We start from the raw sequence: 20,594 nt of genomic DNA, 5'->3' as shown, positions 1-20,594 counted from the left end.
TGAATGCTAACGACTCAAGTGAATTTTGAATCGATGTACGGATTCTGCCTCGTGAAGCGAAGTCCGTGAAGTCATGAAAATGATCTTCAGGACGCAGCTGGCACGAAAGTGCTATAGAGTGAATTGAATGAAAAAAATCTGGTGCTGTTTTACGGTTCTTTCAATAGTCGCGACTTCAGTTCGAGCTGCTGACTCACCGTTGACAATGCAGGAACTCGAATTCTTTGAGACGAAGATTCGCCCGGTCCTCGTCGAAAAATGTGAATCCTGCCATAACAGCATCGATACGGCTGAGGCCGGATTTGCTCTTGATCATCGTTCTGCCTTGCGACAGGGGGGACAATCTGGACCGCCGCTTGATTTCAAATCGCCAGAGAAAAGCCTGTTCATCAAGGTGCTGCGTCACGAAATCAAAGAGTTGAAGATGCCGCAAGGAGAGGATCGGCTCAGCGAAGAGACAATTAACGACTTTCTCAAATGGATCAAACTCGGCGCTCCTGATCCACGTCATTCAGCCCCAGCGGGTGCGGCGAACATGAAAGTCGCGACATGGGAAAATACGTTAAAAGAACGCAAGAAATGGTGGAGCTTCCAGCCAATTACGAAGCCCACTATTCCACGCGTTCAAGACGAGTCCTGGTCAAGTCATCCGATCGACAAGTTCATCCAGCGACGTCTCGAAGAAGCGGCACTGGAGCCAGCAACCGTTGCAGATCGTCGGACACTGATCCGCCGTTTGAGTTTCGTTCTCAGAGGTCTACCTCCAACGGTTGAGGAGACTGAGGCGTTCCTCAAGAATACGAATCCTGCAGCTTATGAAGAACTCGTTGATCAGTATTTAGCGTCACCCGCATTTGGCGAACATTGGGCTCGGCACTGGATGGATCTGGTTCGGTATGCTGAAAGTCACGGGAGTGAAGGTGATCCAGCGATTCCACATGCCTGGAAGTATCGCGACTATCTCGTACGCGCATTCAACGCAGATATCCCGTACGACCAGTTGATTCGTGAGCATATCGCTGGAGATCTCCTGCCAGAGCCGAGAGTGAACTCAAAGCTGGGGTTGAATGAATCTGCTATCGGTCCGGCTCATTGGCGAATGTGTTTTCATGGCTTCGCGCCGACCGATGCTCTCGATGAAAAGGTTCGATTTACTGATGATCAGATTAATGTTTTTTCGAAAGCATTTCTCGGCTTAACAATTTCCTGTGCACGTTGCCACAATCATAAATTTGATCCGATCAGCCAGGCAGATTACTACGCAATGTTCGGAGTTCTCGGCTCCACACGTCCGGGGATTATCGATGCAAGCTTGACTCCCCAACGACACGAACTGCAGACGCAACTCGAGCAGCTCAAACGTGAAGTACGAAGCCGTGTCGCAGAAAACTGGCTGAAGTCGCTAGAAGGTTTTTCGAACCGGGTGCAGAAATCGGTTTCGCAAAAGAACGCTCCTCAAGAGGTTGACCTGCTGTCCCCCTTTGCCGCGTTGAATCAAGGTGCTGAGGAGTTCGGCAAACTGGTCCAAGAATCACAATCGCGGCAAGAGATGGATCTGCCACCGGGGAGTTCTGCCTGGGACTTGACGAATCAAACGGACTTTGAGAAATGGCTCGTACACGGAAACGGAACTGCAAATAAACCGGCTCGGGCCGGCGATTTTGCACTCTTTGCAGATGGAGAAAGGATCTCACCACTCCTGCCTGCGGGTGTCTATTCGCATCTGTTCTCGACGAAGCACCGCAATGTTTTTTCTTCCCCAAACTTTGAGTTGGACGGCGAATTTGAGCTTTGGGTTCAGGTCACGGGAAATGGTCAGTCGTTGCTCCGATATGTTGTGCAGAACTATCCCCGCAATGGAAATGTTTATCCCTTCACAACACTGAATAACGGGAAATGGCGATGGCAAAAATATGATCTGACTTATTGGAACGGGGACAGACTGCATATCGAGATCAACACAGCCCCCGACACTGCCATCCTTGCAAAAAATATCGACCGTTCCTGGTTTGGTATTCGCAATGCCGTTTTGGCTCCCAAGGGTTCTTTTCAACCTCCACTTGAAGCTGCTTCTTATGATGCGGTTTTTCGAGATCAAGAATCGGTCAAAATCACAACTGCTGAAGAGCTGAGTGATCGATATCTGAACGCATTGCGTAAGGCGATTCTTAGCTGGAAAGCTGATGAGGCGAGTGAAGGACAGGTGCGATTGATCGAAGCGTGTCGAAAATTGAAACTCCTGAATTCGCTGGAGGGGCAAGATTCACAACTCGAAGCACTTCTACGCAAATATCAACAACTTGAAGAGTCGATTCCTCTTCCGAATCGTGTACCGGGGCTACTTGAAGCGGACGCCGCCGACCAAGCGCTGTTCATTCTTGGTAATCATCATCAACCGGGGGCGGTCGTCGCCCGACGGTTTCTGGAAGCGATCGACTCGACACCCTACGAAACCGAACTGAGCGGACGGCTTCAACTGGCGGACGATCTCGTTCGGGCGGACAATCCTCTCACGCGTCGGGTCGCTGTGAATCGTATCTGGCATTATCTTTTTGGTGCTGGACTTGTACGGACGGTCGACAACTTCGGTCAGTTGGGAGAAAAGCCTTCGCATCCCGAGTTGCTCGATGAACTGGCGATTCGATTTCAAAATGACGGATGGTCAATCAAATCGTTGATACGTGAAATCGTCCTCACAAAAACATGGCAATTGGACTCCTTGCCGACAGCGAAGTCACAAGATATTGATCCAGAGAACCGGTTGCTTTCACACGCCAACATTCGGCGACTCGAAGCTGAGGTGCTGCGAGATTCACTTTTGTCAGTCTCTGGAATTCTCGACAACAAAATGTTCGGACCACCAGTTGGCAATGCCACGAATATCCCGCGACGAAGTCTGTATTTGTCCGTTCGTCGAAATTCGCTCAATCCATTTTTAGAGACGTTCGATTTCCCAGTCCCTTTCGCCACGAAAGGGCGTCGCGATATTACAAATGTCCCCGCCCAGTCACTCACCCTTTTGAATGATCCATTTGTGATCGCCGCAGCAAAGCAGTTCGCGGCACGAACTCTTTCTAAGTCAGACTCTGACCGAGTGAACATCGAAAAATTGACTCTCGCGGCTCTCGGCCGTCCTCCGAGTGAAACAGAATTGAGCTCAGCTGAAAAATATCTGAAGCGTTCACGGGGGCTCTATCAGGAGGCCGTTGCGCGGCAACAGACAATAGAAAATGAAGTGAATTTTGTTTCCCAGAAGATTTCTTCAATCCTGGAACCGACTCGAAAACGGCTGGCTGCAGCAAAGCAAAAGAGTCTCCAGTCGGCGATTCCGATTGGCGCCCCGATTGCTGAATGGACTTTTGAGAAAGATTTTCAGGACAGTATTGGGAATCTACATGGTGAAGCAAAAGGACGGGCGAAAATTGAGGATGGAGCTCTCATTCTCGATGGGCAGAGTCATGTTGCTACAGCTCCAATCGAAGTGCCGATCAAAGCGAAAACTCTGGAAGCAGTTGTCCAACTCTCGAACCTCGACCAACGTGGCGGCGGACTTGTTTCGATTCAAGATCTTTCCGGGACATACTTTGATGCCATCGTGTTCGGGGAACAGAAGGCCCGACACTGGCTTGCGGGGTCAAACAATTTCGCCAGGACGCTTCCGTTCGCTGCGACAGCGGAAACAGAAGCCGCCAAACAACCAGTTCATATTGCCATCACCTATGCCGAGGATGGGACAATTCAGGGCTTCCGAAATGGAACTCCTTATGGAAAATCGTATCGGAAAAGTGATGCATACCAATATCAAGCCGGCAAATCCCAGGTCCTCTTCGGTCTGCGTCACGGCAATCCCGGTGGAAATCGATTGCTTTCAGGGAAAATTCTGGTGGCGAGATTGTACGACCGAGCTTTAAATCCAGATGAAGTCCAAGCGATTGCTAATGGGAACACCGGTTACGTTTCTGACCGTGAAGTTCTCGCAGCTCTTTCTTCTCAAGAACTTGGAACAGTTCAAGATTCTCAGAAGCAGCTCGAGCAATTGAAAACGGAATTGTCTCAACTCGGTAAGTCACCAGAACCAGATCAGGAATGGGCAGACTTTGCACATGCTTTATTCAATCTCAAAGAATTCCTGTACATCCAGTAGAAAACAGAAGAGCGAGGGAAAGCCGAGAAACCATCTTTTAGAACCAGTCCGAAAACCTTTGAAATAGCCGCTTTCTCACCATTTGAGAGAGAGAATTCAGGTTTCAGGATCAGTTCTAACCATTTCAAATTGGTGGTCTGGTTCTGCCTCGTAGAGAGAAGTTCATGTCGTCATAAAAGTGGCCTTTACGGGCAAGGCAAGCATTAAAAATGCTCTATTGAAACCACGATCCAGTATTTACGAATTGCGAGAGCGAGTTCAACATGTTTTCACAAATCTCTCGGCGTCAGATCTTGCAAGCGGGCTCATCCGGTTTTGGATGGCTGGCGATGTCGCAACTCTTGCATGAATCCTGCGCAGCCGAAGTTCAGGGAAGTCATCATCCAGCGACAGCGAAGAATGTCATTTTGTGCTACATGTCCGGCGGGGCTTCGCACATCGATACGTTTGACCCGAAGCCACGCTTGCAGAAAGAAGCTGGCAAGCCGATGCCAGTGAAAGTTGAACGAACGCAGTTCAACAACAACGGCAACATTTTTCCGAGTCCGTTTTCGTTTAAACAGTACGGAGAGTCCGGGATTCCTGTGAGTTCGATGTTTCCCCATGTCGCAGAGTCGGTCGACGAACTTGCGATCATCCGCTCAATGACGAGTACTGTGAATGAGCACGCTCAAGGAAATTTCTTCTTTCATACCGGATTTCCTTTTATCGGACACGCAAGCGCTGGAGCGTGGATTAACTATGGACTCGGTACGGAAAACAAAAATGTCCCCGGTTATGTCGTTCTCAAAAGTGGAGGATCGGGTGTTCCTCATGGAGGAGTCGGGCAGTGGAGCAGTGGATATCTTCCAGCCCAGCACCAGGCATCAATTGTTCAGATCGATGGAGCTGAGGCGGTCGCCAACATTCGTCCTCGCGAAGCAGACGTCATTCAACGAGAGCGTCTGTCGCTGATCTCGAATCTGGACAATCAGTTCTCCAAGCGAGTCGCGCACGATCCACAAGTCGAAGCAGCCATCCGCAATTATGAAACCGCGTATCAGATGCAGACTGCGATTCCCGAACTCGTTGACTTGTCGACAGAATCAAAGTCGACACAGGAGATGTACGGCATTTTTTCGGACAATTCGCAAACTGCTGGTTATGGAAAGCAGTGTCTGCTCGCCAGAAAGTTGGTTGAAAGCGGAGTGCGATTTGTCGAACTGACTTGCTTGCCGCAAACTCCAGGTGGAAGTCAGGCTGCCAACCCCTGGGATCAACATGGCGGATTGGAAGTGGGGCATCGCAACATGGCGATGCAGGTCGATCAGCCGATTGGTGGGCTGTTGAAGGATCTCAAATCACGTGGCTTACTGGATCAGACGATCGTGATCTGGGCCGGAGAATTCGGACGAACTCCATTCTCACAAGGCTCGGATGGTCGGGACCATAACTCACTCGGGTTTACAGTCTGGATGGCTGGTGGAGGAATCAAGGGGGGCACAATTCATGGAGCGACGGACGAATACGGTTACCATGTGGTCGGACAAAAACGGACCATCTACGACCTCTGGGCGACAGTCCTGCATCAGATGGGAGTCGACCATGAACAACTGACTTACCGTTACAGTGGCCGGGATGTTCGCCTTACCGACGTCCATGGTCACGTGATTCACGAGATTCTTGCATAGAACATTTTCAATGATTGTCGTCCCCGTGGATAACGAGTTTCGTCAATGAAATAGCGATTATCCACGAGGCAGATCCCGAATTCAATTTCGATAGCAGCTCTACAGCGAATTGATGTCGACCTCTTGTGCTACGACAATCACGCAATCTCCTTGCTGGGTTAAGCAGGGAGAACGCATGGTCATCAAATATCCTGTGCTGCGAGCGATGAGTTGCTCAGGCTCGCGATCAGGGCGTTCCATGTGATGAATCAGGCCGACGCAGTCTCCTTTTTGAACTTTGGTTCCCAGCTCAAATTTCACTTCAAAAATGCCCGACTCGGGAGCGAGAATGTAATCTTCAGCGTCGAGTGCCTGGGTGAGAATTGTGGGAGGCTTACCGAGGCTTTCTCGGGTTTGCTCTTCTCCATGAATGGCTCCTACGTGGATCAGCACATTCTTCAGGCCCGATTCTGCAATCTGATGAATGTGCGCCGGGACCGCCTCACCTCCTCCAAGTTCTGTTGTAACCACGAGCTTGCCCTGATTCTCCGCCTCGACCGGGAGCAGGCCAGTACCGGCGATGTCGGCGTAAAGAAATGCGAAGTCTGTGTTCCAGGCGAGCATGGCAGCGAGCATCTTCTTTCGCTGTTCCTTGTCGTCCACCAGGTGCATATGGGCACACGGTTCGAATTCCATGCTCCGCCCCCCGGAATGAAGATCAATGACGACATCGCTCATCGGGAATAACACAGTTGTCAAATGATGAGCAATCTGGCTGGTGACGCTCCCCTCAGGTTCTCCGGGAAAGGAGCGATTTAGATTCTTCCCATCCAGTGGAGAGAGGCGGGTTGCAGCCCGCGCTGCAGGAAAATTCAGTGATGGAATGATAATGATTCGACCAGTCACCATTTCAGGAGTGAGTTCGCGAGCGAGTTTCATCGCTGCGATTTGTCCCTGATATTCATCGCCGTGATTTCCGCCCATCACAAGGACAGTCGGACCTTCTCCAGAAGCGACCGTCGTGATGGGGATCATTACATTGGCCCAGCCTCCGAGGTTATGTGAGTACGGGACACGAAGGAAACTCTGTTGCTTTCCCGGAGCTTCGAAGTCGAGCGTGTTGATAACCATTTTCGTTCTTTCAGGTTGAACTGTTTTGTCGTGATAATCAATTTTGAGTATGTCAAATTCAGCCTCAGGAGGTAAGAACAGGCCCGGCCTCCTGCGAGTCTCATTGCTTAGAGCATCTTTCGAATTGGTTTGCATGATCTGCCTCGTGGCGAACAGCATTTTTACTAGAGAAATGCGTTATTCACGGGCAAACGGTAGAGCAAACTGCTCTAGGCTTCAGTAGGTTTGATTTCATCAGGAACATCAACGCTTTTAGTGCAATCAACCAAGAGCCAGCAGATCCCGGCTCCGATGTAAAACACGCCGACAATGATGAACATCGGAGTGAAGTTTGTGTGGGTGACTGCTTCTCCATTGACGATGGTGTTCGTGGAGTAAATATCAAGGAGCGGCCCGAAGATGAGCGGCATGATGAATCCGCCTGCGTTTCCAGCTGTATTGATAATGCTGAAAACAGTCGCAGAAAATCGACCACCAATATCGGTCGCAGTCCCCCAGACGGTCGGCTGCGTCCAGTCAGTAAAGAACTTCACAAAGAACAAGCCGACAGCCACACGTTCGGGAGTCGGTTGACTGATCGCAACAAACAGAGCTGCCGCAGCCAGAGACTTCGCAACAAACCCAACCAGCGAACGCCCCCAGCGGCTGCCCAGACGAGGGATCAACCAGTCGTTCAGGATTCCACCAACGACTCCGCCAACAGCTCCGCCGATCAATGGGAGACTCACCATCCAACCCAGGTCCGTCATCTTTTCAACGCCCAGCGATTTGAAGAAGCTTCCAAGAATCAAGGTGTAAACGACGTCTGCGCCGGCATTCATGAACTGCTGGACAACCATGATCCGCAAGCTGAGATTCTTCAAAGCGACCTTGGCTGAAATGACGTTTCGTGAGCTTGTCGAAACTTTTTCATCTCCACGAATCAAATTCCGTTCCGCTTCATTCGTATGAGGATCGTCCTCTGGAGTGTTCCTGAAGTAATAGAGAAAGAGACCGGCAAACACGATTCCGGGGATCGACATCAGGACGAGTGCCATTCTCCATGAGAAGCCGCAGAAACCCATTAAGATTGTACCCATCAATATTGACGAGAACGCCGCTCCGCCTCGACCGAAGAAGCTTGCGACCCAGCCCTGAATTTGTGTTCGCCCCGATCGTGGAAACCATGTTCGGGTGACTTGTCCCAAAGCAGGATAAGTACCCGTTTGTGCAGCTCCGAAGAGTAAACGGACACTCCCCAACCCCAGCAAATTTCCCGTGACTCCGTGCAGCGGCAGTGTGATTGACCAGATCAGGATAATGACAAACAAAAAGATGTGCGGACCGAACATATCGATGACGACTCCACTTGGAATCGAACCGAGAGTGTATGTCGCATAGAACGCCGTACCGAGTCCTTCGAGTGCCGTGTTGCTCAGGCCGTATTCTTTTTGCAATTCCGGGCGAATTAAGTTCCAGGCATAGCGATGTGTGTACAGAAAAAACGATGTTGCCGACGCCAGCCAAAAAACGAGGTGACGTCGGTTCGTTGGCACTGTGCTGTTTGAGTCCATCGTTTTGCTGTCTTTCTGTTGGAAGGTACATCAGTCGTTCTGTGGTGATGATTCTCAAGGAGCGAGCTCACCACTGTGAGAAGTCGTCAGCGGACTGTTCAGGCAAATGTTTTCATGCTCTCGTATTCATAAAATGGCTGTTCTCACCGTGCTTAATAAACTGCTCACATCGAGGGGGAACATCAAGACCAATAGCGGATTCGTTAGATCGAATTCAGGAGTGACGACATCTCATCAGCCATGGTCAGTCCAGATTTTTCGATGAACGGAAACTGGTTGCAGTATTTCGGAGATTGATAAGCTGCGTACGTTTTTCTTTCGATGTCATGAGCGTCCGGCAGATAACCGATTCTCCCGTTGCTGTAACATGAAAGCACCAAGTGCGGCAGGTCGATTTGTTCTCGTACTTGCATCGCCAGCGTTGTGAAAAACTCTGAAGCGTTGCTGACAATCCCGAACTCTCCGAATCGCAGTGCCTGGATTTCAGTCCTTAAGGTTTCGGGACGAGTCTCCAAATCGAGCAGCATTCTGTCCGTCCATTCGACATTGAAACGGCACATCGCAGCGACCGCTTTCCATTCATCTCCGCCATGCCGAGAGATCATATCGTCGGGCTGATTCGTCATGACTCGCCCAATGGTATCCCGCCAGCCTTCCATGTCGTGATCTCGAAGACGCTGTGTCGCTTCAATTCGATCATTCTCAAGTTCGTCGAGTTTCCATCGGCGAGTTGGAAGAGTCACCTCCTTCGCCGCAGCACCGAGTTGATTGGCATTGAGGTGTTGCCGGTCCTCGAGTGCTTTCAAGGCAGCATCAGTCAACAGCCTGGCAGGCTCTGCACACTTCTCTTGAGTAGAAAATGTGCGATGGAAATTCACGTCGCCGCATGCTCCTTGAATGTACATCGCCAGGCATCCCGGGAAGGCGGTTTCGATTCGCTCACAAACTTCTCCGGGAACGTCTCGGCTGACGGAGCGTGGATTCACAACTGTCGAAACAGTTGGATGGGCCTGAAATCCGACTAAGATTCCTATGGGGACATCGCGATCATTCTCGATGACCAGCAGAGTCAGATTCGGATCGACCGGACCTTTCTCTCGGGTCCGGTTGAAAGTCAGGTCGTTGACTTGAGTTGTAGTCGCGGAGAACTTCGCAGCGGTTCTGGATCGCCAGGCTTGAATAATCGCGGTCGCTGCCTGCTTCGCAGCCCAGGCTTCATAGAGCGGATCGACTTCACCAACGCCTAACAGCCCACCCGAAGCGGGAGCATTGTGAGTATGAGTGCAACTCACGAGAATGTTTTGAGTTGGGATTCCCGTTTCTTCAGAGGCAGCCTCTCGAACCAGCTTTGCGAACTGATCGCTGATGACCATGAGATCGAGAGAGACGACTGCTAATCGATCATGATCATTCTCAATTACAATCGCTGTCGCATGGAGTGGGTCGTGAATGTCGAGCCATGTTCGTTCCAGGTAATATCCCCAACCGGTCAGTTCGACTCCCCAGAAAGGGGTGAGAGAGACTCTTCCGACGCCCGCTTGCGGATTGCTCATGAACTACTCACACTCATTTTGAAGAATCATCGTTTCGAAACTTGGAACATCGTTTCAAATTCTACAGAGAGTGTTGATGAAAATCACAGCCATCAAAACATTTCCAGTTCGGATTCCTTTGAAGCCGGAGTTCCGAATGGTCTCCGCTTTGGGGAAACACGAAGTCTCGTTGTACCCGATTATTCGTATTGAAACCGACTCCGATATCGACGGTGTCGGCGAGGCGACAGTGATTCCACGCTGGAGCGGGGAAACTGTTTGGAGTGCTCAATCGATCATTGATGAAGTCTTTGCTCCTTTGCTGATTGGGAAAGATCCGTACGATATTGAAGGCATCGATTTGGTGATGGATCAGGCGGCACAAGGGAACTGGTTTGCGAAGTCGGCAATCGAAATGGCTTGCTGGGACATTCAAGGAAAAGATCAGGGAAAACCGGTTTACAGATTGTTGGGTGGTCCAGTCCGTTCTCCGAAGATTCGCTGTCGTTTTTCCATGGGAGCTTACGATCCTGAACGTGCTCGTCGCCGCGCGAAAGAACTGATCGACCTCGGATTTACGACAATCAAAGTCAAAGTCGGCACGGTTTTAAAAGAAGACATTGAACGAGTCCGGATCGTTCGGGAAACCATTGGTCCTGATTACGATATCGTCATCGATGCAAATTGCGGGTTCGATGTGGCAACAGCAATCGAAGCTGCAAACGCACTGAAAGACTGCAACGTTACGCTCTTCGAACAGCCAACACCACGAGATGATTATCATGGACTCGCAGAGGTGCGAAATTCAATCGCTGCGGAAGTGATGGCAGACGACATCTGTTTTGATGCGTCGCACGCCATGCAGTGCATTCGCCATCAAGCCTGCGATGTCATCAGTGTTTACCCCGGGAAGAATGGGGGACTTCGTAAATCAATGGAGATCGTAAAACTGGCTGCTGAGCATGGTGTTGCCTGTTCGATTGGATCAAATTTAGAGCTGGATATTGCTTCAGCTGCGATGTGTCATCTGGTGCTAGCTCACGAAAATATGAATGTTGAAAAATACCCAGGCGACATCATGGGGCCGATTTACCATTCCGCGAGAATCGTCAAACAACCACTTGAAATCGAGGGACCGTTCATCACACTGAGTGACCGCCCCGGTTTGGGAGTTGACGTCGATTGGGGAATTGTCGAAGCACATCTCATGTCACGCTAATTAGAACTGATCCTGAAACTTGAAATTGCTCTCTCAAAGGTTGAGGAAAGCGGCTATTCCAGAGGTTTTCGGACTGGTTCTAGTGAGAAACACTCATCATCCGACAGGATTTGTGCTCTTTGACTCGGATTTCGATGACTGAAGCTGTTGCTGACAGATGGTCAGGAAAGATCAAGCTTCACTCATTTGAAGACCATTGCCTTGTCTGGCTCGTTTGGGACAATGGTCTCTGACGAAGGGGCTCGATCTACGACGAACTTGCAGTTTTTCGGAGCGAAGAAAAATTTGCGGCTCCATCGTCAATTTAGGGGACTCGTTGTTATCCTTCCTCAAAAAAATCACGCTTAGCTAATTCACTGAAAAACTTATGTCTGATCTTCATGTTCAACTGAATCGTTTGAAACTTCGTAACCCGATCCTGGTCGCGTCCGGGACGTTTGGGTATGCGAAGGAAATGTCGGCGTTTGTTGATTTTTCGAAGCTGGGAGGGATTGTTCCGAAGACGGTGACCGGTGAGCCTCGAATCGGAAATGCTCCTCCGCGAACGGTTGAAACAACTTCCGGAATGCTCAACTCAATCGGACTCGACAACGACGGCATTGATACCTTCATCGAAAAGCATGTCCCATACCTGACCGGGTTGGACACAGCTTTGATTGCGAATATCGCAGGGCGAACGGTTGAAGACTTTGCGACGCTTGCTGGCAAGCTAGCGAATTGTTCGGGAATCGCAGCTTTGGAACTGAATATTTCTTGCCCGAACGTTTCTGGTGGAGTCGATTTCGGAACAAACGCGGACTCAGCCAGAGACGTCGTCCGAGCAGTTCGGGATGTCTGTCCGTTTCCGATCATTGCGAAGCTGACACCGAACGTCACCGACATCACCAAGATCGCTGCGGGAGCTGCAGAGGGGGGAGCCGATGCGGTTTCCTGCGTGAATACATTTCAAGGAATGGCAATTGACTGGCGAAAACGGAAACCGATCCTCGGGAACGTTCTTGGAGGATTGTCTGGCCCAGCTATCAAACCGTTAGCATTGCGAGCTGTTTATCAGGTCGCAAACGCAATCGACATCCCGATCATCGGTGTTGGAGGCATTGCTACGATCGACGATGTGATGGAATTTCTCATTGCGGGGGCGAGTGCCGTTCAAATCGGAACAGCAAATTTCTATGATCCCGGAGTCTCAGCCAGATTGGTCGATGAGCTTGATCAAATTGTCGAGAGCGAAGGCTGCTCTTCCGTGACGGAAATCATCGGTAGTCTTCGTCGATAAGAGCTTATGGACCGGACTCGAGGAATACTTCGCTGGTCCCTTAACCTTCATCCTTTGCATCAATAAAGAATTCACAAATGCGTGTTCTCTCCGGAATTCAACCGACCGGTCGTTTTCATCTCGGCAATTATTTCGGTGCGATCCGTCAATACATCGAATTGCAACATCATGATCAGGCATTTTATTTCATCGCCGATCTGCATGCATTAACGACGATTCGTGACAAGAAACAACTGCGAGAACTGACTCAGGATGCAGCTCTCGACTTGTTGGCTCTCGGTCTCGATCCCGAACAGGCGACGCTCTACCAGCAATCGGATGTCCCTGAAGTGACCGAATTGACCTGGTTGTTAATGACCGTCACACAGATGAGTCTGCTCGAAAAATGTCACGCCTATAAAGATAAAATTGCGAAAGGCCTGGCAGCCGATGCCGGGCTGTTCACTTATCCAGTGCTGATGGCTGCCGACATTCTGGCTTACGACAGCAATCTGGTCCCCGTCGGACAAGATCAGGTGCAACACTTAGAAGTGACGCGAGATATCGCTCAGCGATTTAATCACATCTACGAGCAGGAAGTCTTTGTTCTTCCCGAAGGACATGTACTCAAAGAGACATCCAAGGTTCCCGGAACCGACGGTGAGAAGATGTCGAAGAGTTACAACAACACCATCGGCATCTTTGAAGCTCCGAAGAAACTTCGCAAGAAATTCATGTCGATCAAAACTGACTCGACGCCGGTCGAAGATTCGAAAGAACCGGAGACTTGCTCTGTTTTCGGACTCTACAAACTTTTCGCAAATGACGAAGAGCAACAGGCACTCGCAGAACGCTACCGCGCCGGCGGCATGGGCTATGGAGAAGCAAAGCAGACGTTATACGAGAAAGCGATGGAGCACTTCGCCGAGGCGAGAGAGCGCCGAGAGAAACTCGAACAAAACCTCAGCGACGTGGAAGATATCCTGCAAGCTGGAGCAAAAAAAGCACGTGAGAAAGCTCGCGAAGTTTTAGATCGTGCTCGGGAAGCATGCGGGCTCTAAAGCAGTTTGCTCTACCGTTTGCCCGTGAAGAACATATTTCTCCAGTAAGAATGCTGTGCGCCACGAGGCAGATCCTGCAAACCAATTCGAAAGATGCTCTCAGCCAGGACAATCAGCCTGGCTTCATAGCAAAGAGCGAAAATTTCTCTCGAGCATTCCCATCCTGTCCTGAGCATTTTCAATGCTTGTTGTGCCCGTGAAGTCCACTTCCATGACTTCATGGGCTGCTCGTCATGAGGCAAAGCATAAAGACCAAGTTCAGATTTGTTTCAGGAAATTCACGATGTCAGATCGCTTCTGCACCGGTCTCGCCTGTCCGAATTCGAATCACATCTGAGATGGAAGAGATGAAAATCTTTCCATCACCAACGCGGCCTGTCTTGGCGGATTCTGAGATGATCTCGATTGCGTTTTGAACTTGATCATCGTTCAAAACGAGTTCGAGTCGAACCTTCGGGAGGAAGTCGACGGTATATTCCGCACCCCGGTACTGTTCTTTATGACCTCGCTGGCGTCCAAATCCGCGGACCTCGCTGACGGTCATGCCGATGATCCCCTGCTCAGTCAGGGCCGCTTTGACGTCCTCTAACTTGTAGTGGCGAATGATTGCTTCAATTTTTTGCATGGTTGAAATCCTGGGGCAGCCGAATCAATGAAGGAACCGGACAGCGACCACCTTGATGGTCGCAACATGAAATTCCGAAGATCGATCACTAGAGCAGTTTGCTCTACCGTTTGCCCGTGAAGAACGCATTTCCCTAGTAAAAATGCTTTTCGCCACGAGGCAGAACCTGCAAACCAATTCGAAAGATGCTCTAGAACAATTTGCTCTACCGTGTGCACGTGGAAAACGTGATTCACTAGAACCACCCGGAAACTTTTGGAATGGCCACCTCTCTCAGTCTCTGAGAGAGCGAATTCGGGTTTCTGGATCAGCTCTAGTGAAAATTACTGTTCGCCACGACGCAGAACCCGAACACCAATTTGAAAAATGCTCTGGACATTGCCACGTTGTGCCTGATCAGTTGCGGAAAGAGTTTGTCGGAAAAAATCAGCCCCTTTCCGTGTCGATGAAAGTCTGATGTTACAAAGACTCACCACCTGTTTCGCCAGTTCGGATACGGACTGCCTCGGAGAGTTCACTCACGAAGATTTTTCCGTCGCCGATTTGCCCCGTTCTGGCTGTGGTTAAAATGGCGTCGATCGCTTTTTGAGCATCTTCATCGGAGACGACGATTTCCATTTTCACTTTGGGGACAAAATCGACAGTGTATTCGGCGCCGCGGTACTGTTCTTTATGGCCTTTCTGTCGGCCAAATCCTTTCACTTCCGAGACCGTCATCCCAGAGATGCCTGCCTCGGTGAGGGCATCCTTAACTTCTTCAAGTTTGAAGTGCCGGATGATTGCCTCAATTTTCTTCATCGCTCTATCCTTGTAAAAGTGAAGATTTCTCCAAGCTCTTGCCCAGAGTTCTTCTACTATTTTAATTTCGAATTCAGAGTGTCGGATGACAATCATCAGACACAGAGCATCTTAGGAAATCGGTTGTGCGATTTGCCTCGTAAAATTTTGGGTTCTCTCTATGAACCGTTTCTTCACGAGAACAAATAGCACGAATATGCTTTAAAGGAAAATATAACCTTCTTCCCCATGCTGAGTCACGTCGAGACCTCGAAGTTCTTCCTCCTGAGCGACTCGAAGACCCATCGTAGCGTCAAGAATCTTTAAGAGAATGAATGTAACAACAATCGCGAGGGCTGCTGTTGCGACCACACTGATGACTTGGTTCATAGTTTGTGAAATCAATCCTGTTTCGATTAAACCCCCTGTTGCGCCGAGTTTCTCGGTTGCAAAGACTCCAGTCAGGACGGCTCCGAGGATTCCCCCAATACCATGAATTCCGAAGGCGTCGAGTGTGTCATCGTATCCAAATTTGTTTTTCACGAATGTGCATCCAAAGAAGCAGACAACACCAGCTGCAAATCCAAGAATGATTCCATGCATCGGGTTCACAGCTCCTGCAGCAGGGGTGATGCAGACAAGGCCTGCAACAGCTCCAGAACATGCTCCAAGCAAGCTGGGATGACCATGTTTCACCCATTCCATAATTGACCAGGCAATCACACCGGCTGCGGCAGCCAGGTGCGTCGCGACGAATGCGTTCACGGCAGCGGCGTCGGCAGCACCGGCACTTCCGGCGTTAAATCCAAACCAGCCTACCCAAAGAAGTGCGGTTCCAATACAGGTGTACGTCAAATTGTGTGGCGGCATCGGTTCTTGACCATATCCAAGCCTTTTTCCAATCAGAATTGCACAAACAAGAGCGGAGACGCCGGAACTGATATGGACGACTGTCCCACCTGCGAAATCGTATGCGTGAAAACTACCAGTTGACGATAACCAGCCAGAACCTGACCAAACCCAATGGCAGACAGGGCAATAAACCAGGAGCCCCCATAGCGCTGAAAAAACGCACATCGTGTTGAACTTCATGCGTTCAGCGAAGGCTCCACAAATTAATCCAGGGGTGATAATGAAAAACATTCCCTGAAAGACAAAAGTGATGAGTTCGTTGGCCCAAGCCTGATCTCCAGACTGACCGTCAGGAAGAATCCCTTTCATGAATAAGTAATCGGTCCCACCGAAATATGGGTTGGAACCTCCGAAAGCAAAGCTATACCCGCAAATAGCCCATAGGATCGTCATCATTCCCATCAGGAAAACGCACTGCATCATGACGCTGAGGATATTTTTTTTCCGAACCAACCCACCATAGAACAAAGCAAGCCCAGGTGCTGTCATCATGAGCACTAGTGCTGAACATGTAAGCATCCAGGCAGTGTTGCCGGAATCCAGTTCAACCACAGCAGCAGCTTCAGGGGGGGCTCCGACTTCTTCCGCGAAAGCTGAGTTTCCAATGCCTAATAGTAAAACAGTGGTCATCAAAGCCGCTGTCACAAACTGACTTTTCATCTGTAACCCCTTGAGCAATAAGAGATTATTGTGGTTTTCCTGAGTTCTCGGCAGCAATGGAAATTGAAATCCTGGTTCAGAAGTTCAGCAGGCACAACTTCGTCGATTGTGGACGACGTCTCAACTCCGGAATGTAAAGCAATGGTTGTGCCACAAACTTAATCAATCTGTCGCGAACTGCTCAGGGTTGCACCAAATCTCTCGTCCACAGGGTTGCGAATGTCTGGGCTTTTGCCATAGTGCGTCTTTACTAATAGAGTCTGACTTATCTGAGAATTGACGGAGTTTCCGTGAGTGACATCATCGAACAGAATGCCGATTCCAACCTGAAGTGGTATCAGGGAATCACCCGGTATCAATGGCTCGTTTTACTGATCGCTTCGCTGGGCTGGGTCTTCGATATTTTCGAAGGGCAAATTTTTGTGGCGAGTATGCGCGACGCAATGCCGGCGCTGCTTGGTGTCGTTGCAGATGATCCTGCCGTGGCACGCTGGAACGACATGAGTTTCGGAAGCTTCCTGCTTGGTGGGGCGATCGGTGGTGTGTTCTTCGGCATGATGAGCGACCGCGTCGGACGCTCCAAAACGATGATTGTGACAATACTCTTTTATTCTCTCTTCACTTGCGTGACTGCGTTCGCCCAGTCTGCTTGGCAGATGGTGATCTTGAGGTTCTTCGTTGCGATGGGAGTTGGCGGAGAATGGGCTGTGGCCTCAGCCATGGTAGCCGAGGTCATGCCGCAAAGATCCCGTGCGGTGATGAGTTCCATATTCCATGCTTCCAGTGTCTTCGGAACTCTCCTAGCTGCAGCAGCAGGGGCCTTTATCATCACACTGGGAGAAAGCGCCTGGCGATGGGGGTTTGCGATTGGGGCATTGCCCGCCTTGTTGACGCTGTGGATTCGCTGGTCATTGCATGAACCTGAACAATGGGTCAGAGCCAGAGAAAAGGCCGCAGCTGATGCCACTCAGAAAACAGGTCGACTCTCTGAGCTGTTTGAGGGAACCAACCTTCGCAATACAATCGTAGGTGTAAGCCTCGCGTCGATTGGTCTCGTCACGTTCTGGGGCGGGCATATTTACGGTAAGAATGCATTGCTGCGTGGTGCACAAACCGAAGCACTTCAGGCGGAACACGTTCCGATCACGAATTCCGAAGAGACTGGATTGACGAAAGAGGAATACAAAGCGGAGCGGCAAGCTGCGTTTAAGAAGCATGAGACACCAATTAAGCGTGCCGAGATGTTGAGCATGGCACTCAATACTATCGGCGGCGGTCTCGGCTTGTTGCTGTTCGGCACGATTTCGAATCGATTAGGTCGCAAAGGAGCGTTTATTCTCTATCACGTCGCTGCCTTCGTCATGATGTTGGTGATGTTCAAAGTGCTCATCGCCAATCATGCTTCACAAACAGTTCTGGCGTTAACACTTCCGGTGTTCGGGTTCTTTACGCTGGGGATGCACGCAGGTTATGCAGTCTATTTCCCTGAGCTTTATCCGACGAGGTTGCGCGGAACAGGAGCCGGGTTCTGTTTTAATATGGGGCGCCTTGCCACAGCAGCCGCCTTCTTCGGCTTCGGTGCGGTGGCCATCACTGATGAAAACAAAGCGTTGCTACTCGCCCCTTTGTATCTCGTCGGAGTTGTGGTTGTTTTCTTTGCGAAAGAAACAAGCGGTCAGGAATTGATGGAATAATTCGCCTTTGGGCGATATTCGAAATCGAATGTGAGGTCTACTTCGCGGATCGACGCCACTTGTCGATCAGCTGCTTCTCGATTTACGGCGATTCCAATCCATCTTCAATCCATTGGTGGAACGTTCGGTCGTCGACATTCCGGCCACTGAGTACGAGGACGATATCTCCATCTCCTTCCAGAGATGCTTTTCTCATCATTGCAGCGGCTGTGGCAATCGCTCCAGAGGGCTCCGTCCGTAAGCCATGTGTGTCGTACAGCCATTCCATACAGGTGATGGTTTCCTCGTCAGGAACGCAAACGGACTCAGAAATCAATTCTTTCAGAATCGGCCAGTTATGGTCTCCGACATCGTACGAGAGCAGGCCGTCACAGATGCTTTTGGGTTCTTCAACGCGAAGACGTTCACCAGCGGCGAGTGAGCGGCGGAAGTCGTCCGCTTCGGTTGGCTCGACGCCAATGATTTTCGCTTCGGGGAACCCGTCAGCTATGGCGAGTGCATGACCCGCCATGAGGCCACCCCCGCTGACCTGACAAAAAAAGTGTGAGATCTTGCGATCTTGCCGTTTGAGTTCTTCCACGATTTCCAGTCCGCCAACACCGTTTCCGGCAATGACGTCGTTATCGTCATAAGGAGATGCTTGAACTGCATTTTCCACTTCAGCGATTTGCTTTGTCAGCTTGTCACGTGCTCCAGTTAAGTGGTCTGTCGATTTGTCATAGGTTCGAATTACAGCGCCGAACGACTCAGTGAGATCGAATTTGACCTGCGGAGCATCTTCAGGCATGACGACGATGACTTTCTTGCCGTACTTCATGCCTGCGAAGGAGATTCCGGAAGCAAAGTTTCCGGAAGAGTGAGCAGCAACGGGGCGATCTCCAATTTCGTCTGCGTGGTTCGCCATCCAGTTCAACGCTCCCATCAATTTAAAGGAACCGACCGGCGTCCACCCATAATCTTTGATCCAAACGCGTCGATCATCCGAGAGTTCGAGTATCTTTTCGAGCCCATAAGAACGGATCAGCGGAGCAGGGCTGATGTGTTGATGAATCACCGGCTCTGCTCGGCGAACATCCTCAATCGTGGCAACTTGAATTGAATTTGACATCAGCTGTTTCCCTGACTGAAATTGTGTTGTTCAATGTTTTCTCCGTTTTCGCCAGAGGCTCAAGCTCTCCGGAAAAATAAACCTCGGAATTGCTCTCTCAATCGTTGAGAAAACGGGATTCCAGAGGTTCTCGGACCGGCTCTAAGTCGATTTCCAATCCAGGATCACTTTACCGGACTGACCGGAGTTCATCACTTCGAACCCTTTTTCGAAATCGTCGACAGGGAAACGATGCGTTACGACTGGAGAGATGTCGAGGCCTCCTTGAAGCATGACGGTCATTTTGTACCACGTCTCGTACATTTCACGTCCGTAGATCCCTTTGATCGTCAGCATGTTGAAGATCACGATATTCCAGTCGATGGCGATCGGCTTCGGGGGAATTCCGAGCATTGCAATTTTCCCACCGTGACACATGTTTTTCAGCATTCCTTGAAACGCCGATTCATTGCCCGACATTTCGAGTCCGACGTCAAAGCCTTCTTTCATTCCCAATTCTTTCTGGACGTTTTCAATCGATTCGTTTCTCACATCGATCACTCGCGTGGCGCCCATTTTTTGGGCAAGTTCCAGTCGCCACGGGTTTACGTCGGTCACGACGACGAACCTCGCGCCGGCGTATTTCACCACGGCTGCTGCCATACATCCAATAGGCCCTGCGCCGGTGATCAGAACATCTTCTCCCAGGACATCAAACGAAAGAGCTGTATGAACTGCATTTCCGAAGGGGTCGAAGATCGAGGCAATTTCACGATCGATTCCTTCAGCGTGATGCCAGACGTTCGTTTGTGGAATCGAGATATACTCAGCGAACGCTCCGGGACGATTCACACCGATCCCCGAAGTTTCTGCACAGAGGTGTCGTCTTCCGGCAAGACAGTTTCGGCAATGTCCACAAACAACATGCCCTTCACCACTGACGATCTCTCCCGGATAAAAGTCGCGAACATTCGCTCCGACTTCAACGATCTCGCCAACAAATTCATGTCCGACAACCATCGGGACAGGGATCGTCTTTTGGGCCCACTCGTCCCAGTTGTAGATGTGTAAATCAGTCCCACAAATACCAGTCTTCTCGATTCGAACAAGGACTTCGTTCGAGTCGACGGTCGGCATTGGAGCGTCTTCCAGCCAGAGACCGACTTCAGATTTACGTTTAACAAGAGCCTTCATAGGGTCACTGAACGTTGAGGATTAAATTTTTGGACGAACAATTGAACGGTAAAATCGCTTCTGCCCGCACGCTTCGGAGTCCTGACATAAATTCTGGAGAC

14 protein-coding genes are annotated in these 20,594 nt (G+C 50.2%); 6 read left to right on the top strand and 8 right to left on the bottom strand.

Going from position 1 to position 20,594, the window contains the following annotated elements; genetic code table 11:
* The first annotated feature begins 127 nt into the window (after window positions 1-127).
* Window positions 128-4,144: a DUF1553 domain-containing protein gene (locus ACN0YR_RS10265; RefSeq protein ID WP_417849122.1), complete on the top strand. Its 4,017-nt coding sequence runs from the start codon at window positions 128-130 to the stop codon at window positions 4,142-4,144.
* Window positions 4,145-4,407: 263 nt separating this feature from the next.
* Window positions 4,408-5,814, top strand: coding sequence for a DUF1501 domain-containing protein (locus ACN0YR_RS10260; RefSeq protein ID WP_417849121.1), 1,407 nt, complete (start codon window positions 4,408-4,410; stop codon window positions 5,812-5,814).
* A 99-nt stretch (window positions 5,815-5,913) separates the two neighbouring features.
* Here the strand turns inward: ACN0YR_RS10260 and ACN0YR_RS10255 are convergent, their stop codons facing one another.
* From ACN0YR_RS10255 to ACN0YR_RS10245, 3 genes are all read right to left on the bottom strand, one after another.
* Window positions 5,914-7,059 carry a succinylglutamate desuccinylase/aspartoacylase family protein gene (locus tag ACN0YR_RS10255; protein ID WP_417849120.1) on the bottom strand — a complete coding sequence of 382 codons (1,146 nt, stop codon included), beginning with the start codon at window positions 7,057-7,059 and terminating at the stop codon, window positions 5,914-5,916.
* Between the two features lie 74 nt (window positions 7,060-7,133).
* Window positions 7,134-8,477 (bottom strand): MFS transporter, encoded by a 1,344-nt coding sequence (locus ACN0YR_RS10250; protein WP_417849119.1) that lies wholly within the window; start codon window positions 8,475-8,477, stop codon window positions 7,134-7,136.
* A 203-nt stretch (window positions 8,478-8,680) separates the two neighbouring features.
* A complete protein-coding gene (locus ACN0YR_RS10245; protein WP_417849118.1) occupies window positions 8,681-10,030 on the bottom strand; it encodes a hypothetical protein in 1,350 nt (449 codons plus the stop codon).
* Between the two features lie 76 nt (window positions 10,031-10,106).
* Here ACN0YR_RS10245 and ACN0YR_RS10240 point away from each other — a divergent pair, with 76 nt between their 5' ends.
* The 3 genes from ACN0YR_RS10240 to trpS all read left to right on the top strand — a co-directional run bounded on the left by ACN0YR_RS10240 (window position 10,107) and on the right by trpS (window position 13,544).
* Entirely contained in the window at window positions 10,107-11,228 is a 1,122-nt protein-coding gene (locus ACN0YR_RS10240) for a mandelate racemase/muconate lactonizing enzyme family protein (protein ID WP_417849117.1), read from the top strand.
* A gap of 367 nt (window positions 11,229-11,595) precedes the next feature.
* Window positions 11,596-12,504, top strand: a complete 909-nt coding sequence (locus ACN0YR_RS10235) for a dihydroorotate dehydrogenase (RefSeq protein ID WP_417849116.1) — start codon at window positions 11,596-11,598, stop codon at window positions 12,502-12,504.
* A gap of 77 nt (window positions 12,505-12,581) precedes the next feature.
* Window positions 12,582-13,544, top strand: a complete 963-nt coding sequence (gene trpS, locus ACN0YR_RS10230; RefSeq protein ID WP_417849115.1) for a tryptophan--tRNA ligase — start codon at window positions 12,582-12,584, stop codon at window positions 13,542-13,544.
* Between the two features lie 286 nt (window positions 13,545-13,830).
* Here trpS and ACN0YR_RS10225 read toward each other — a convergent pair whose 3' ends face one another.
* From ACN0YR_RS10225 to ACN0YR_RS10215, 3 genes are all read right to left on the bottom strand, one after another.
* Window positions 13,831-14,169, bottom strand: a complete 339-nt coding sequence (locus tag ACN0YR_RS10225; protein ID WP_417849114.1) for a P-II family nitrogen regulator — start codon at window positions 14,167-14,169, stop codon at window positions 13,831-13,833.
* Between the two features lie 459 nt (window positions 14,170-14,628).
* On the bottom strand, window positions 14,629-14,967 hold the full coding sequence (locus tag ACN0YR_RS10220) for a P-II family nitrogen regulator (protein ID WP_417849113.1): 339 nt from the start codon (window positions 14,965-14,967) through the stop codon (window positions 14,629-14,631).
* A gap of 201 nt (window positions 14,968-15,168) precedes the next feature.
* Window positions 15,169-16,518, bottom strand: coding sequence for an ammonium transporter (locus ACN0YR_RS10215; RefSeq protein WP_417849112.1), 1,350 nt, complete (start codon window positions 16,516-16,518; stop codon window positions 15,169-15,171).
* Between the two features lie 290 nt (window positions 16,519-16,808).
* On the opposite strand from ACN0YR_RS10215, the gene ACN0YR_RS10210 reads away from it, so the two are divergent.
* The gene (locus tag ACN0YR_RS10210) at window positions 16,809-18,212 is read left to right on the top strand and encodes an MFS transporter (RefSeq protein WP_417849111.1); all 1,404 of its coding nucleotides are present in this window, start codon (window positions 16,809-16,811) and stop codon (window positions 18,210-18,212) included.
* 82 nt (window positions 18,213-18,294) lie between these two features.
* Here the strand turns inward: ACN0YR_RS10210 and ACN0YR_RS10205 are convergent, their stop codons facing one another.
* Together ACN0YR_RS10205 and tdh are read right to left on the bottom strand one after the other, a co-directional pair.
* Window positions 18,295-19,320, bottom strand: coding sequence for a threonine ammonia-lyase (locus ACN0YR_RS10205; protein WP_417849110.1), 1,026 nt, complete (start codon window positions 19,318-19,320; stop codon window positions 18,295-18,297).
* 141 nt (window positions 19,321-19,461) lie between these two features.
* Complete coding sequence (tdh, locus tag ACN0YR_RS10200; protein ID WP_417849109.1) at window positions 19,462-20,493, bottom strand: L-threonine 3-dehydrogenase; 1,032 nt, start codon at window positions 20,491-20,493, stop codon at window positions 19,462-19,464.
* Between the last annotated feature and the right edge of the window lie 101 nt (window positions 20,494-20,594).

The sequence above is a fragment of the Thalassoglobus sp. genome (assembly GCF_048270125.1).
GTDB lineage: Bacteria > Planctomycetota > Planctomycetia > Planctomycetales > Planctomycetaceae > Thalassoglobus.
Note: the sequence above shows the minus strand (reverse complement) of the source record. Positions and strands in the feature narration are given on the sequence as shown.

Excerpts from the sequence above, each read along its gene's own strand:
- tdh (WP_417849109.1), bottom strand. The coding sequence starts at position 20,493 with ATGAAGGCTCTTGTTAAACGTAAATCTGAAGTCGGTCTCTGGCTGGAA.
- ACN0YR_RS10235 (WP_417849116.1), top strand. The coding sequence starts at position 11,596 with ATGTCTGATCTTCATGTTCAACTGAATCGTTTGAAACTTCGTAACCCG.
- ACN0YR_RS10215 (WP_417849112.1), bottom strand. The coding sequence starts at position 16,518 with ATGAAAAGTCAGTTTGTGACAGCGGCTTTGATGACCACTGTTTTACTA.
- ACN0YR_RS10205 (WP_417849110.1), bottom strand. The coding sequence starts at position 19,320 with ATGTCAAATTCAATTCAAGTTGCCACGATTGAGGATGTTCGCCGAGCA.
- ACN0YR_RS10250 (WP_417849119.1), bottom strand. The coding sequence starts at position 8,477 with ATGGACTCAAACAGCACAGTGCCAACGAACCGACGTCACCTCGTTTTT.
- trpS (WP_417849115.1), top strand. The coding sequence starts at position 12,582 with ATGCGTGTTCTCTCCGGAATTCAACCGACCGGTCGTTTTCATCTCGGC.
- ACN0YR_RS10255 (WP_417849120.1), bottom strand. The coding sequence starts at position 7,059 with ATGCAAACCAATTCGAAAGATGCTCTAAGCAATGAGACTCGCAGGAGG.
- ACN0YR_RS10260 (WP_417849121.1), top strand. The coding sequence starts at position 4,408 with ATGTTTTCACAAATCTCTCGGCGTCAGATCTTGCAAGCGGGCTCATCC.
- ACN0YR_RS10265 (WP_417849122.1), top strand. The coding sequence starts at position 128 with ATGAAAAAAATCTGGTGCTGTTTTACGGTTCTTTCAATAGTCGCGACT.
- ACN0YR_RS10225 (WP_417849114.1), bottom strand. The coding sequence starts at position 14,169 with ATGCAAAAAATTGAAGCAATCATTCGCCACTACAAGTTAGAGGACGTC.
- ACN0YR_RS10240 (WP_417849117.1), top strand. The coding sequence starts at position 10,107 with ATGAAAATCACAGCCATCAAAACATTTCCAGTTCGGATTCCTTTGAAG.
- ACN0YR_RS10220 (WP_417849113.1), bottom strand. The coding sequence starts at position 14,967 with ATGAAGAAAATTGAGGCAATCATCCGGCACTTCAAACTTGAAGAAGTT.
- ACN0YR_RS10245 (WP_417849118.1), bottom strand. The coding sequence starts at position 10,030 with ATGAGCAATCCGCAAGCGGGCGTCGGAAGAGTCTCTCTCACCCCTTTC.